Source organism: Aporhodopirellula rubra, from assembly GCF_014192335.1.
Lineage (GTDB): Bacteria > Planctomycetota > Planctomycetia > Pirellulales > Pirellulaceae > Rhodopirellula > Rhodopirellula rubra.
In genome coordinates this window covers 322919-337612 of record NZ_JACHXU010000006.1, presented here as the reverse complement: position 1 = coordinate 337612, position 14694 = coordinate 322919, and the positions used below count along the sequence as shown (strand labels likewise).

Sequence of the window (14694 nt, the reverse complement as noted above, 5' to 3'; positions counted from 1 at the left end):
TGTCCGCCACGAAATGACATCGCCCTGCCCTGCCCCAACCCGAATCTTGATGCTTGACGCGTTGGAAGTCGGCGCTGAGACGCGAGACCTCGTCAAGAACGGTGCGGTCAGTATCGGGAACTTTGATGGCGTTCACGTCGGACACCGCGAATTACTCGCACGTACTCGGGCCAACGCGGATGCCGTCGGCGGACCTGCCGTAGTCGTGGTCCTCGACCCGCACCCGGCCTCGGTGTTGCGACCGCACAGTGCGCCCGCTCGTCTGACCACCATTCGCCGGCGAGCGGAGTTGATGAGCGAACTGGGCATCGACGCACTGGTGGTTTGTCCGGTCAGCATCGAATTTCTCAACCGCACCGCAGAGGAGTTTTTCGATTTCCTAATCGTGCAGCGGTTGCAGGCGAAGGTGCTCGTTGAAGGTCCCAATTTTTTCTTTGGACGCGACCGGGGTGGGGACGTTCATGTCCTTCGAACGCTCTGTGAACAGGCCGGAATGCAGCTCGAGGTGGTACATCCGCGAATCGATGACGGCCGGATGGTCAGCAGTTCACGGATACGCGAAGCCATCTCGGCGGGCGAGATCGAAGCGGCAAACGCGATGTTGCAGTCGACTTATCAGGTGACCGGACGTGTGACCACCGGCGAGCGTCGGGGACGTCTGATCGGATTTCCCACCGCGAATTTGACTGATATCGAAACACTGGTTCCCGAAAACGGAGTTTACGCCGCGAGAGTTTCGATCGGTGAAAGCGGCTCGGCAGAGTCGACAAGTGATCACGCTGACGCACTTGTTGCCGCTGTCCACGTCGGGCCGAATCCGACGTTCGATGAGGAGCAGCGGACTAAGGTGGAGGTTCATTGTTTGGACTATGATGGCGACCTTTATGGCCGGGAACTCACCGTCGAATGGACCGCTCGTGTCCGGCCGATTCAGAAATTCAGCGGCGCCGATGCTTTGACCGCCCAACTGCGGCGAGACGTCGAAAATGTTCGTAAACTGATTCCGTAATTTTTTGTTTCAATCGTTTTATCTTTAGAAAGAAAGTGTCTCCGTGGGAGTCAATTGGAAAGCCTTCGTAGATCAGATCAGCCATTACCAGTCGTTTATATTGGTCAGCCACATTCGCCCTGACTGTGACGCACTGGGCAGTGAACTCGGAATGGCTGAGGTGCTCAAGGCGATCGGCAAAGACGTGCGAATCGTCAACGCTCACCGAACACCACCGGCGCTTTCGTTTCTCGATCCCGCCGGGAACATCGATGTGCTCGGCGATGACGTCGAAGCGGAAGACATCAAGGCTGATTGCATCATGATTCTCGACACGAGTGCGTGGGCGCAGCTCGGTGACATGGGAGATGTGATTCGCGCGGCGCGATGTGACAAGATGGTGCTCGATCACCATGTCGGCGAAGACGCTCTCGGAGCGACGATGTACAAGGACTATCAAGCCGAAGCGACAGGTCAGTTGGTCGTGCAAGCGGCCGATGCGCTGAACGTGCCGATTACCCGCGCGATGGCTGTTCCTGTTTTTGCCGCAATCGCGACGGATACAGGTTGGTTCCGTTTTCCAAGCGTTACACCGGAGACCTACCGTGTTATCGCGAGGTTGATGGAGGCGGGAGTGGTGCCGAGCGAAGTGTACGGTGATTTGTATGAACGCGACACGATCGGGCGTTTGAAACTCCGCGGTTTGATTCTCTCACGCACAACGGCCGAACTCGACGGAACGCTCGTGTACACACATGTCGAAAAAGAAGATTTTGCCGCCTGTGGTGCCGAGGCTAACGATACCGAAGACGCAATCAACTTGACTCTTGCGGTTCGTGGAACCCAGGCCGCGGTGATTTTTGTCGGTCAACTTCGAGGCGGATTTAAGCTTTCCTTCCGCAGTCGTTGCGGTCTCGACTGCAATGAGATTGCAAGTCAATTCGGTGGCGGCGGGCACAAGGCCGCCGCAGGTGCGTTCTTGGAAGGAACGCTGGACGAAGTCAAAGACCGGGTCCTGCCGGTAGTCCGCGAGGCGCTACAGCACGCGTTGGCGTAGCCGACGAAGCATTGAATGTCTTTCCCCACCTATTTCTCGTTCGAGGATTGCAGCCATGTTGTTTCGAATCGTTTTATTGATTCTAGCCATCAACGTTTTCAGTCCGCCGATCGCGCGAAGTAACGAGGCAGAAACGTCACCACATCATGATGTGGTGATTTACGGCGGAACATCTGCGGCGGTGATCGCGGCGGTTCAGGCGAAGCAAATGGGAAAGTCGGTTATCGTCGTTTCGCCGGACCGGCACCTCGGCGGGTTGACCAGTGGTGGGTTGGGGTGGACCGACACGGGAAATAAATCGGTGATTGGTGGACTCGCCAAAGAGTTTTACCACCGTGTCTACAAGCATTATCAGAAGCCCGAATCCTGGACCGCCCAGACACGCCAGTCATACGGCAATCGGGCTCAAGGGCATCGCGCCAGCGACGATGATCAGGCAACGATGTGGGTGTTTGAACCTCATGTCGCGGAGTCGATTTTTGAGGAGTTGGTTGCCGAAAACGAGCTCGCCGTTGTTCGCGACGCGTGGCTGGATCGGGAGACGGGTGTTGAAAAACAAAACGGGCGAATCGTTTCGATCACGACGCTCGATGGAAAAACGTATCACGGCAAGGTCTTCATCGACACGACATATGAAGGCGACCTGGTCGCGGCGGCAGGTGTCGAGACCACGTTCGGACGCGAATCGATGAGCCAGTACGATGAACCTCATGCGGGCGTCCAAACGGGAGTGTTGCATCATGCTCACCACTTCGACGTTCTCTCCGAAAGAGTCGATCCTTACACCGTTCCTGGCGATCCATCGAGCGGAGTGATTCCGCTGGTCAGTGCTGATCCGCCGGGCGAATACGGTAGCGGAGACAAACGAGTGCAGGCGTATTGCTTTCGCACCTGCTTGACTAATCATGATCCGAACCGTGTCCCGTTTCCCAAACCACCGGGTTACGATCCCGCTCGCTACGAATTGATGGTTCGCTGCTTTGACGCGGGATGGACGAACGTATTCCGTAAGTTTGATCCGCTGCCGAATTTTAAAACGGACACAAACAACCACGGTCCGCTCAGTTTTGATTACATCGGAATGAGTTACGACTATCCCGAGGCGAGTTACGAGCGGCGACAAGAGATCATCGAAGATCACCGACGCTATCAACAAGGCTTGCTGTATTTCATCGCCAATGACCCTCGCGTCCCCGATCCCATTCGAACGAAAATGACGGGTTGGGGTTTAGCGAAAGATGAGTTTACCGATAACGGAAATTGGCCTCATCAATTGTACGTTCGCGAGGCCCGGCGGATGATCGGTGACTTCGTGATCACTCAGAATCATCTGCAGAAGCGGTTGCACACGCCCAATTCTGTGGGCATGGGGTCCTATTCAATCGATTCTCACAACGTGCAGCGTTACATCACACCGGACGGGTACGTGCAGAACGAAGGTGATATCGGTATCGGTACGAACGGACCGTATGAAATTGCGATGGGCTGTTTGTTGCCCAAACGCGATCAGTGCGAGAATCTAGTGGTGCCGGTTTGTGTTTCGAGTACTCACATGGCGTTCGGTTCGATTCGGATGGAACCCGTTTTCATGATCCTCGGTCAATCGGCTGCCACGGTTGCGGCAATGGCGATCGATGACGATTCCGCGGTGCAAGACGTTGCCTACGCCGAGGTCAGAGAACGTTTGCTCGCAGACGGGCAGATATTGGAAACGCCGAAAGGGGTGTTGTCGCAGTCGCACGTAAAGACACTGCGTCGGCTCCAAGACGTGGTGGGCGTCACCGTTGACGACAACGCGTCCGTTCGGGACGGAGCGTGGCAAACTAGTTCCTCGGCAACGGATTACTTCGAAACCGGCTATCGACATGATGGTAACGGGAGCGAGGCTATGTCGACGGCTGAGTTCAAAGCGGACCTGCCAGCGACGGGAATGTATGAGGTCCGTTTCGGATTTCCTCCTCACTCGAACCGATCCAAGCGTACGTTGGTGCAAATCCAACACGCCGATGGAACGAGCGAGGTCCGTGTTGATCAAACTCGCTCGCATGGTGAAGAAGCCCCGTTTCGATTGCTCGGTCGATACCGGTTCGACAAAGACACCCCGGCGCGGGTGATCGTGTCCAACGAGGGCGCGAACGGTTACGTGGTCGTCGACGCCGTCAATTGGCGACCCGTTGACGCGGATTGAACGTTCGGTTTGCCGATTTTCGTGTCCGGTTGTAGACTTGGCGATCGTCCCCGACGAACCGTTTTTGCCTCGCTTTGCATGCCGTTGCCGTGACCGATCGTACCCAGAATTTCAGTGATTCCTCCGCAGACGACCCGCTCGTGTTGGTCGCCGCTTTGTATCGATTCACACCGTTGGCGGACTACGAAACGTTGCAATTACCGCTGCAGGACCGCATGCGGGAGAATGGATTGCGTGGATCGTTGCTGCTCGCCGCGGAGGGAATCAATGGAACGATTTCCGGTCGGCCACCGCAACTGCGCGGATTCGTGGAGTGGTTAAGGCGATTGGAGCACGCGGGCCACCGGCCTTTTGAGGCGACGGACGTGAAGTGGTCCGGGTGCGATGAATTGCCGTTTCGTCGCGCTCGCGTGCGTTTGAAGAAGGAAATCGTAACGATGGGGGTTGAGGGAATCGACCCGCTCCAAAGTGTCGGGACGTATGTCGATCCGGAGGATTGGAATGCGTTGGTGGATGATCCTGACGTGGTTCTGATCGATACCCGGAACGATTACGAAGTCGAGATCGGTACCTTCGCCGGAGCGGTCAATCCAAAGACGGACACCTTTCGTGAATTCCCCGAATACGTGAAAGAGAATTTGGATCCGCAGCAGCATTCCAAGGTAGCCATGTTCTGCACCGGTGGGATCCGATGTGAAAAGTCGACCGCCTACCTGAAGGAATGTGGTTTTTCGGAGGTCTATCACCTACGCGGCGGCATCCTTAACTATCTCGAAAAAGTGTCGCCGGAAGAGTCGCGATGGCAGGGCGAGTGTTTTGTCTTTGATAGCCGCGTGTCTGTGAATCATGATTTGCAAGCCGGGCAGTATTCGCTGTGTCACGGTTGTGGATGGCCGGTTACCGCTGAGATGCGAGCGGACGCCAAATACGAACACGGTGTCGCGTGTCCGCGATGCGCCGATGAAATGTCCGACGAGCAGCGCCGTCGACGTCGCGAGAGACAACGGCAAATCGATCAGCAACGCTTGCAATCGCAGGACGCCGATGCTCAGCGAGGTTCCCGATCGCTACCCATCTGAACGACGACTCTGACGAGAGTGAGTCACCGACGGAACGAAACCTCAGTTTGATCGGCGCGACCGGCGTCGGTGTCGGCGCGATCGTCGGAGGAGGGATTTTGGCGTTGGCCGGAGTGGCGTTCGCAACGACCGGGCCTGGTGCGATTCTCGCATTTGCTCTTAATGGCGTGATCGCGCTGCTCACGGCATTGAGTTTTGCGGAGATGTCGTCGAAGTTTCCCGAATCGGGCGGGACTTATTTGTTCAGCCGGAAAGTGCTGTCCGTCGAGTCCGCGTTCACGGTCGGTTGGGTTGTATGGTTCGCCTCGATCGTCGCCGCCGTTTTGTACGCGATCGGCTTCGGTAGTTTTGCCGCACTGATGTTGCGAGAACTCTACGCGTTACAGGGAGTCGTGCCAGAATGGTTAAATGATTCTCGAATCACGCCTGCCATCGCGTTGTCGACGACGCTGGGGTTAGCGTTGGTTTTGATGGTTCGCAGCGGTGGCGGAGGGGCGTGGGTCAACATTGCGAAGGTGATCGTTTTCTCGGTGTTGATCCTCGGCGGATTTTGGGCCATTGCGGGGCAGGACGTGACGCGGACGACACACGCAATGAGCCCGTTCCTGATTGCCGGAACGGGCGGACTGATTCAAGCAATGGGATATAGCTTCATCGCGTTGCAGGGGTTTGACCTGATCGCCGCCGTCGGTGGGGAGGTGCGTGATCCGGCCAAGAACATTCCTCGCGCGATGATACTTTCGCTCGTGATCGCTCTTTCGATCTACCTGCCTTTGTTGTTCGTATTAGTCGTCGTCGGCACGGACGCAAACCTGTCGATCGCCCGGTTGGCGACGGATGATCCCGAAACGGTGGTTGCGGTCGCGGCGAAACAGTTTTTGGGCGTGACGGGTTATTGGTTGGTGATCATCGCGGCGGTGCTGTCGATGTTCACGGCTCTTCAGGCGAACTTGTTTGCCGCGTCACGCATTGCATTGGCGATGTCACGCGACCACACGTTGCCCGCCTGGATCGCTCACACAAGCAAGCGTTGGCGTACGCCCTACGTCGCGGTGCTGGTCACGATGTTGTTGATCGGTGCGTTGATTATTGCATTGCCCGACGTGGCGGCGGCGGGGGCGGCATCGAGTTTGATCTTCTTGGTGACGTTCGCGATCGCGCATGTGCTTGCGATTTTGGTCCGCCGGAGGAGTCAGGATTCGCCACCACCGTTTCGTGCACCTTTTTATCCATTCGTGCCAATCGTCGGCGGGGTGTCGTGTCTTGGTTTGGCGATTTTCCAGGGTGTTGCCGTACCGGCAGCGGGCTCGATTGCGGTGGGGTGGTTGAGCGTCGGTGGGATCCTTTTTCTGACTCTGTTTGCCCGTCGAGCCCGGCTAACGGACGTTTCTAATCTCGCCTCGCATCCTGAGTTGGCTCGGTTGCGGGGCAGCACTCCGTTGGTTTTGGTGCCGATCGCGAATCCTCACAACGCGGCCGCGATGCTCGCGCTCGCCGACACGTTGGTGCCGTGGTACGTCGGTCGAGTGCTCGTGCAAACCGTGGTGGTCGCCCCGGTCGATTGGGATCCGGTCGCTGAACCGGCGCCGCTGAAGCGGTTATCCAACGTGCAAACACGTGTCCTGCAGGCTGCGATGCGATTAGGAGTTCACTGCGAAACGTTGACCACGGTTTCATCCAAACCGCTCGAAGAAATCGCCCGCGTTGCGAAGATGCACCGATGCGAGTCGGTATTGTTGGGCCTGAGCGAAATTACCGAGGACAGTTTTGATTCACCGCTGGAAGGATTGCTCGGAGAACTCGCCACCGACGTGGTGGTGCTGCGTGCGCCGCGAGATTGGGATTTGGCGCAGGCGGATCGAATTCTGGTGCCGATCGGCGGCCGTGGTGGGCATGATTATTTGTTGACGCGATTGCTCAGCAGCCTATCTCGCAAACAAAAGCGGCAGGTGAAATTTCTGCGTGTGGTTCCGACGTGTATTCTGCCTGTTGACCGGCGACGTGTTGCTCGAGATTTGAAACGTACCGCCGAAGAAAATTCCGGCAGCGATTGCGAACAGGAAGTTGTCGAAAGCAACGATGTTCTCGGCACGATTGCGTCGCAGGCTGGAGATAACGGATTAATCATCCTGGGCGTGCAACGACTTGGGCCGAAGCAAAAGCTCTTTGGGGATTTTACTCGCTTACTGGCTCGGCAGACGGATGCCCCGATCATCATTATCAGTCGCCGTGGTTAAAGGGGCGTTCACGCGAGAGCAAAAGAGTGTTTAGCCCGCGGATTGCCAATCGCGAATCGCGTCGATCGGAAACGTCAACATGATGATGTTGATCAGGAGGCTGTCGCGGATCCAAGCCAGGCTGATCAGTTCCAATGCAACCAAGACGCCGACGGACGCCCGCCAGTCGATTCGACGAGCCAACCAGATACCTGCCAGGCACATCAGGTAATCCGATGTGGAATTGGCGATGCTGTCACCAAAGTAGTCAAGCGATACGGTCGCTTCACGATAGCGTTGAATCACCATTGGGGTGTTTTCCAGTATCTCCCATGCGGCTTCGATAAGTGCAATCGCAACAATTTTCGAGAACGCAGACACTCGTGTCGGTAAGAGTGCCGCGAGTACCAACCACAAACCGAGGCCGTGTTCGAAGTGTGAAAGTGCATAAGGGTCAAAGAGATGTTGTGAGTTATGGCTCGACATCACGTCGAATGACCATGGCACCCAATCACCCTTTTCGCACCACCATACGCGACCCATTACTGTAAGTGTGAGCCACATGGTTGCCGCGACTCCGAATAGCGTGAGCGACAGCCTTTGAGGATGCGGGGTGCGCAGGCAATCGGTCGGTTGAGAAGGTTCGTTTGGCATGAGGTTGTTATCGCCCGCGGTGGTTGATTTCGCAAGACTCGGATGCCTCAGCCTACGTGACAATGCGAATGCGATTGATTGCTAGGTGAGCGCGAAATTTGCCGGAGGAGCCGCGGTGTCGCCCTCCTTTTTGGACTCGCATCGCATCGATCGGCTACGATAGTGAGTTCAGTTTCGGCATTCCCCCACAACTCCTTTGCCAAAGGATTGACGATCGCATGTTTGATTTTCGACGTTCTGCCGTTTTTCTACTGGTTTTGAATCTGTGCTTCGGTGCAATCGCGGTTCAGGCCGAAGACTTGATCGACGCTCATGACGATATGGTTCGCTATAAATTATCGAACATGCGAGTGACCAAAGGCATTACCGGTGACCAAATCGCGTTCGATTATCGCCGCACGCGTGAGGGAAGTGGTCGTGCGAGGATTGCCGCTCGTACCGATCACGGTGAGTCGCGAATTCTAGGGATGCCGATCACCATCGAGGCGTCTGGAACGATCCGGCTGAGAGACATGTTTTCGCGAACCCGTGAGATCATGAATCGCGGCAACGATGACTTCGGGATTGAATTCTATTTCGTCGTGGACGTGGCACCGGGATTTGGCCCCGGAGGACGATTCCTCGTGTCCAACGCAGTTGTGCATGGCAAGATGAACACCAAGGTTCAATCTCGTCCGCCAAATGCGGAGGAACTCCGTGCGTTGGAGATGGAACGCAAGTCAAAGTTGCCGCCCGAGAGTGTGCCATCGGGTTACGTTCGTGGAACAGATAATACGCCCCTGGTACCCGGCGCACCGATCATGATCGGATCGATCGGTGAGTGGAAACCGGCGGTGGTGGTCGAGACGCCTTCATCGCAGTTTGTTCGTGCACTCGTCGCAGATTCGAAGACGATCCGAACGGTCCAACGCAAAGACTGGATCGCCGTTTCGAATGACACGCTCAGTCAGATCAAATCCAATTCCTCGCAGTTCACGCTCGACATTCGAACGTTGCCCAAAGGCAATGTCGTGCTCGACGATGACATGCAGCCGCTCGAATCAGCCATGGGCTTGCTCAAGGGGACACCGCTGCTGCGTGAGAAGAATTCGAAGTGGGAAGACGTTTATTTCATCAGTTCGGATAACATCTCGGTGAGAGTTTTGGTGCGAAGCTCGCGAGATTCGAAGGTCGAGTTTGTTCCAGTCAAAAAACTCGTGATCCGCGATCGAACGTTGAGCGACCAAAAGAGCGAGGCGGCGAAAGAGTCATTTGCGGCCAACGTCGCGGAATATGAACGCAAGCTCAAATCAATGTCGGGTACGGGCGGAGCTATGGCTTCGGCGGGCGGGCTGGCAACGGATGTTGTGAAAGATTCACCCGCCCTTTCTCCGCCGTCTTCGGTACCTGCAACACCGAAACTCGGACCAAAACGGCAGTGGTCGGATCAGAGCGGCAAATTCAAAATTGATGCCAAGTTGGTCAAGCAAGAAGACGGGAGTGTTTTCCTTCGTCGAGACGATCAACGCACGATCGAAGTTCCGGTGAACAAACTCAGCGAAAAGGATCAGGCGTATCTGTTAGAGATTGCATCGGTCGAAGAGAGCCCGTTCAACAATGTCGTAGATGTTCCCGGAGCCGGCGGAGACGTGAATTATGCGGAAATGATGCGGCCGGTCACCACGTTCGGTGATTTAAGATGGGGGGCAAAGTCCGTTGCGATCTCGCCGGGAAAACGATTTTTGTTGATCGGACGCAAGGCGGCATCGGCCTCGTTGTGTGACCTGAAGACCGGGGAAATCTTGGTCGATTCGGGACGAATGGATCACATGGGTGATATCGGAGTGTGTGGTTTCACACCTGACGGAAAGCGGATAGTTTTGGGGGGCTACAAAGGCATTTTCGAAGTTTACAAAGCCAGTGACACTGGGAAGTTGGAACTCGAGGGCCAATACCCCGTGCATGAGAAGGAAATCACGAGCCTCGCGTTTTCGCCCGACGGGTTGCACGCGTTCTCGGGTGACACTGCCAAAGTGGCTCGGTATTGGAAGGTGCAAACGGGCGAACTCATTGCTTCGGTTGACGGGTTTGATGGCAAGGTCAAAGCAACACGAATCACTCCGTCGGGTAATCAGCTGATCGCGACAGACGGCAAAACGTTGAAAGCATTCTCTGTTGACGAGTCGAAAGTGATTGCTGAGTTCCAGGTCGGTCGTTCACACGCCTCGGGGCAGGCTGCCGCGATCTCTCCTGACGGTCGAATGTTGGCCGTTGGAGATGGATACAAAATCGATCTATGGGATTTGTCCAAACAACAAAAACTGTCAACGATGGAAGGCAGTGAGATCAACTGGAGCATGACATTCGCGCCGGACAACCGACACCTCATCAGTGGCGGCAATGGCGTGATCTATGTCTGGGATTGCGAACGTCGAATGAAGCTGCAAACCAACACGGTTGGTAAGAGTTTTTATGTTCAGGCGGTCGCAGTGAGCCCAGATGGAACTCATGTGACTTCTCCGTCGGATCACAGCAGCGTTGTCGTACTGAGTGTTCAGTAGAAAGCGGCGTGAAACTCGAGTATTTGGGTTCAAGGCGGTCCGTTGGCAACAATTCTGCAGGTTTTGCGGAAGTTCCGTCAAGCCAAACTAGCGGGGCGTACGAAACCCACTGAAGAGTGCGTTATCAAAATAACGACGATTGCCACGAGCAAGGATGCCGTGATCACAGATGCGTCGAACAGCAAAACTATTGTCTAAATGGAAGCGATCACAACCCGCAATCGCGTGGCGGTTGACACTGCAGTGCACGCTGGTTTGGTGCCTTGTTACGTTTCATACGCTCTCTGCCCAAGATGCCGTTGGACAACGGGGGCGCACACCACTTCAAGGTGGTCAAGAGAGAGACGATAACCTGCACGACGGTGTTGCCCCAGGGAACTCTGAGCGTGAGAGCGAAAAGGATACTAAAAACAAGTCCAACACGACCGATCTCGCCGCCGACGCACGGATCGGCAATCTGTTTGGTAACGTTAACCAAGTTGACGACCTGCCACCACTTCGGGAAGTCCTGGCGACGTCCCCCGCAGCCGATGCGGTTTTGAGGGCCGAAGCGTTGGGACGCCGTACGTCCGACCTCGGAGATTTGCTGAGTCGTTCCAAGTCGGCACACGGTGTCTCGGTTCAGAACCGAACTCCGATTATCACGGACACACGTGTTCGGGGCCAAAGGGTTGGCCAAGTCCTCGCATCGGGATCCTATTGGGCTCCGGCGCGGATGGATTTGGATACGATGATGAGCAAAATCGATTCGCGATTGGTCCAAGACGTCGTGCTGATCAAAGGCCCTTACGCGAGTCGATACGGTCCCGGTTTTCGTTTCGTTGATTTGGAATTCCTCCAATCGCCGCGATTTGAAAATGGCTACGAAGGGCACGGTTCGACCAGTGCTACCTACAACACCAATGGCAAGCAACTCTACGGACGGCAATCGTATTGGGGCGGAAACGAGGACTATGGTTTCCATATCAGTTATGGGCATCGAACCGGCAACGATTATGAAACAGGCCAGGACGGATTTTATATTCCGTCGAGCTATAAGTCTCGCGATTTGTTCGTCGCATATGGGTTCGACTTGACGGACTATCAGAAGATCGAGATGAACGTACTGCGTCTCGATCAAACGGACGTCGAGTTTCCTGGTTTGGTAACTGACTTGGATTTCTTGGTGACGGACGGCTATGAGGTCACGTACACAAACGAGATGCCGAGTTTTGCCGACCGATTCACCGCTGAGGTTTGGTACAACCGCACGCGGTTCGAAGGCAATACGAACCGACCGGGTAAGCATCGCCAGATCCCGTTGTTGCAGCAAACATTCTATCCATCGGTGATCGGTGCGAACGACGGATTCACGACAACCGACGGCGATGCGTTGTCGGGGGGCTATCGGATGGATTCAACCTTTCTAACCGGCAGCGGACAAATCTCTGTGGGGACAGACCTGATCTATTTGAATCAGGAACTCAACGAGTTCGATGTTTACGATCCCGATACAAACGATAACAACTATCCGATTCCGCGCAGTGACTCACTCGATATCGGTTTGTTCATCGAAAAGATTACCGAAGTTACTGACGACGTGTTGGTGACCGGCGGGGCACGTATTGATGGTGTTTTCACCGACTCGCGAGATATTGTGGCCGGTGTGGAAGATCCATTGAGCGACCTCGAAGACACCACGCTTGATAAGTCTTATTTCCTCGGGGCGACATTCTTGACCGCGACTCGGAATTTGGGCCATGGCTGGACCACGGATGCCGGATTGGGGTATGCGATGCGTCAACCAACGTTGACGGAGTTGTATTCCGAGTACACCTACATCGGTTCATTGCAACGAGGTTTGACGTTCCTCGACGGCGATCCCGATCTAGATCCCGAGCGGCTTTACCAGTTTGATCTAGGTCTGCAGTACCAAGGTAAATCGGTACAACTCGGCGTGCATGCTCACCATGCTTATATCGAAAACTACATCACCTACGATCTATTGGATCCGGCGGGAACTTCCGACGGTTTTCAAACGGGGGCTCGGTTCGTCAATACGGACTTAGCAACACTGTCAGGAATCGAAGCCTACGGGCAAGCCGACATCACCTCGATGATATCTACATTCGGAACCATCACCTACTTGGAAGGACGTGATCGCAGTCGATTGGACCCTGCTCGCTTGTCGGCGTTTGATTCTCGCAGTGCCAACGACACAGTCGAAGCGGAACCGTTGCCGGGGATCGCGCCGTTGGATACCCGGATCGGGGTGTTGGTTCAGGATCCGTCGCCCGAGAAAAAATGGGGCGTCGAGTTTTCAGCCCGAATCGTTGATAACCAAGATCGAGTCGCGGCGACATTGGAAGAGGCACCTACGCCAGGGTTCACGGTTTATAACATTCGGACCTATCAACGCTGCGGGGCATTACTGTTAACCAGTGGTATTGAAAACGTGAGCGACAAGTTCTACCGAGAGCACATCGATTATCGATCGGGGCTGGGGGTCTATCAGCCGGGTATCGGGTTCTACACCGGTGCTGAGTTGACGTACTAAGAGACGGACCAGCAATCGTGGTTGTCGGCGGCACGCTCGTAACCGGTGCGACAACTCCCGCGACGGATATCTTACGTTTTGGCCTGTTTCACACGCAGACCACCGAGATGTGAACCAGGGGGCTGTTGCCGTCAATTTCGGTTAGGCACCGTTTCGCTCGGGCGGGTTCCTACTAGAATCTGAGTGTTTCGGCCCCGCAGCCGGATGGCTGCCCTTTTTCACTATTGCATGGAGACCCACGTGGCTCACTTTGACGTTTTCAACGGCGACGCGGATGGCATCTGCGCGTTGCACCAATTGCGGCTCGCCGATCCACGCGAAAGCACGCTGGTCACGGGGGTGAAGCGTGACATCAATCTGTTGAAACGTGTTCAGGTCAATGCGGGCGATTCTGTAACGGTTCTTGACATCTCATTGGACAAGAATCGCGAAGAGCTCGACCGAATTCTCGCGAGCAATGTACCTGTGAGTTACTTCGATCATCACTTCGCCGGTGAGGTGCCTGATTCCGCGCATCTGTCAGCTCACATCGATACGGCAGGTGATGTTTGTACCGGACTGCTGGTCAATCGGCGTTTGAAGGGGCAGTTTCTAGCGTGGGCGGTCACCGCGCTGTACGGCGACAATCTTCATGAAGCAGCCAAGTCGGCGGCCGAGCCCTTGGGCCTCAGTGATGCTCAACTCTCCGAGTTAGAGCAACTCGGCACATTGCTCAACTACAATGGGTATGGTAGTACGTTGGACGATCTTTATTTCGCGCCTGATGATCTTTATCGCAAAGTCCAACCGTACGCGGATCCGTTTGATTTCATCGCCTCGGATACAACGTTCGAGACGTTGCGAAATGGGTTTGACAGTGACATGAAGCGAGCCGGTTCGATCGAACCGAAAGTAAAAACGGAGACGTGTGCGGCATTCTTGTTTCCGAACGAGTCATTTTCTCGACGAGTCAGTGGCGTCTACAGCAACCAACTCGCTCGTGATAACCCAAACAGGGCGCATGCTCTGCTCAGCGAGTTACCGTCCGGCGAATACTTGGTTAGTGTTCGAGCACCCTTGGCAACGAAAACCGGGGCAGATGAACTGGTCCGGCAATTTCCGACCGGTGGCGGACGGAAAGCGGCCGCCGGCATAAACCAACTTCCGGCAGATCAGTTGCAACTGTTCCTGGAAACCATGCAATCGCAGTTTCGTTGAACGGCGCGAAGCAATGGCCTTGGTTAACTGATTCGTGGTCTTCGAGACCGCGTGTTGACTGTGGGTTAAACACGCTATCCCACCGCGCTGCATGACGGGCGCGTTGCATGACGGGCGCGTTGCGGTCTCGATTTGGTTTGATTCGTCGCCCGCTTAAGGCAACGGTCTGTTGTCTCGCGCAATGGCATGGTTTTTCGATGCTGTGGCAGGTGGGGTTGTGTCGATCGGGATGGCCAGAA

9 protein-coding genes are annotated in these 14694 nt (G+C 55.3%); 8 read left to right on the top strand and 1 reads right to left on the bottom strand.

Features of this window, described 5'->3' with window-relative positions:
- Positions 1 to 49: 49 nt before the first annotated feature.
- The 5 genes from FHS27_RS10910 to FHS27_RS10890 all read left to right on the top strand — a co-directional run bounded on the left by FHS27_RS10910 (position 50) and on the right by FHS27_RS10890 (position 7549).
- Complete coding sequence (locus FHS27_RS10910) at positions 50 to 1009, top strand: bifunctional riboflavin kinase/FAD synthetase (protein WP_184304973.1); 960 nt, start codon at positions 50 to 52, stop codon at positions 1007 to 1009.
- A 43-nt stretch (positions 1010 to 1052) separates the two neighbouring features.
- Positions 1053 to 2045 carry a DHH family phosphoesterase gene (locus tag FHS27_RS10905; protein ID WP_184304972.1) on the top strand — a complete coding sequence of 331 codons (993 nt, stop codon included), beginning with the start codon at positions 1053 to 1055 and terminating at the stop codon, positions 2043 to 2045.
- A 55-nt stretch (positions 2046 to 2100) separates the two neighbouring features.
- The gene (locus tag FHS27_RS10900; protein ID WP_221225011.1) at positions 2101 to 4233 is read left to right on the top strand and encodes an FAD-dependent oxidoreductase; all 2133 of its coding nucleotides are present in this window, start codon (positions 2101 to 2103) and stop codon (positions 4231 to 4233) included.
- Positions 4234 to 4322: 89 nt separating this feature from the next.
- Entirely contained in the window at positions 4323 to 5312 is a 990-nt protein-coding gene (gene trhO, locus FHS27_RS10895; RefSeq protein ID WP_184304971.1) for an oxygen-dependent tRNA uridine(34) hydroxylase TrhO, read from the top strand.
- Between the two features lie 47 nt (positions 5313 to 5359).
- Positions 5360 to 7549 carry an APC family permease gene (locus tag FHS27_RS10890; protein WP_184304970.1) on the top strand — a complete coding sequence of 730 codons (2190 nt, stop codon included), beginning with the start codon at positions 5360 to 5362 and terminating at the stop codon, positions 7547 to 7549.
- Positions 7550 to 7579: 30 nt separating this feature from the next.
- On the opposite strand, the gene FHS27_RS10885 is transcribed toward FHS27_RS10890, so the two are convergent.
- Entirely contained in the window at positions 7580 to 8092 is a 513-nt protein-coding gene (locus tag FHS27_RS10885; RefSeq protein WP_246419444.1) for a DUF2585 family protein, read from the bottom strand.
- A gap of 308 nt (positions 8093 to 8400) precedes the next feature.
- On the opposite strand from FHS27_RS10885, the gene FHS27_RS10880 reads away from it, so the two are divergent.
- The 3 genes from FHS27_RS10880 (at position 8401) to FHS27_RS10870 (ending at position 14455) form a co-directional block, all read left to right on the top strand.
- Entirely contained in the window at positions 8401 to 10722 is a 2322-nt protein-coding gene (locus FHS27_RS10880) for an SHD1 domain-containing protein (protein WP_184304969.1), read from the top strand.
- Between the two features lie 169 nt (positions 10723 to 10891).
- Entirely contained in the window at positions 10892 to 13258 is a 2367-nt protein-coding gene (locus tag FHS27_RS10875; RefSeq protein WP_184304968.1) for a TonB-dependent receptor, read from the top strand.
- A gap of 240 nt (positions 13259 to 13498) precedes the next feature.
- On the top strand, positions 13499 to 14455 hold the full coding sequence (locus FHS27_RS10870; protein ID WP_184304967.1) for an acetyltransferase: 957 nt from the start codon (positions 13499 to 13501) through the stop codon (positions 14453 to 14455).
- Positions 14456 to 14694 lie beyond the last annotated feature (239 nt).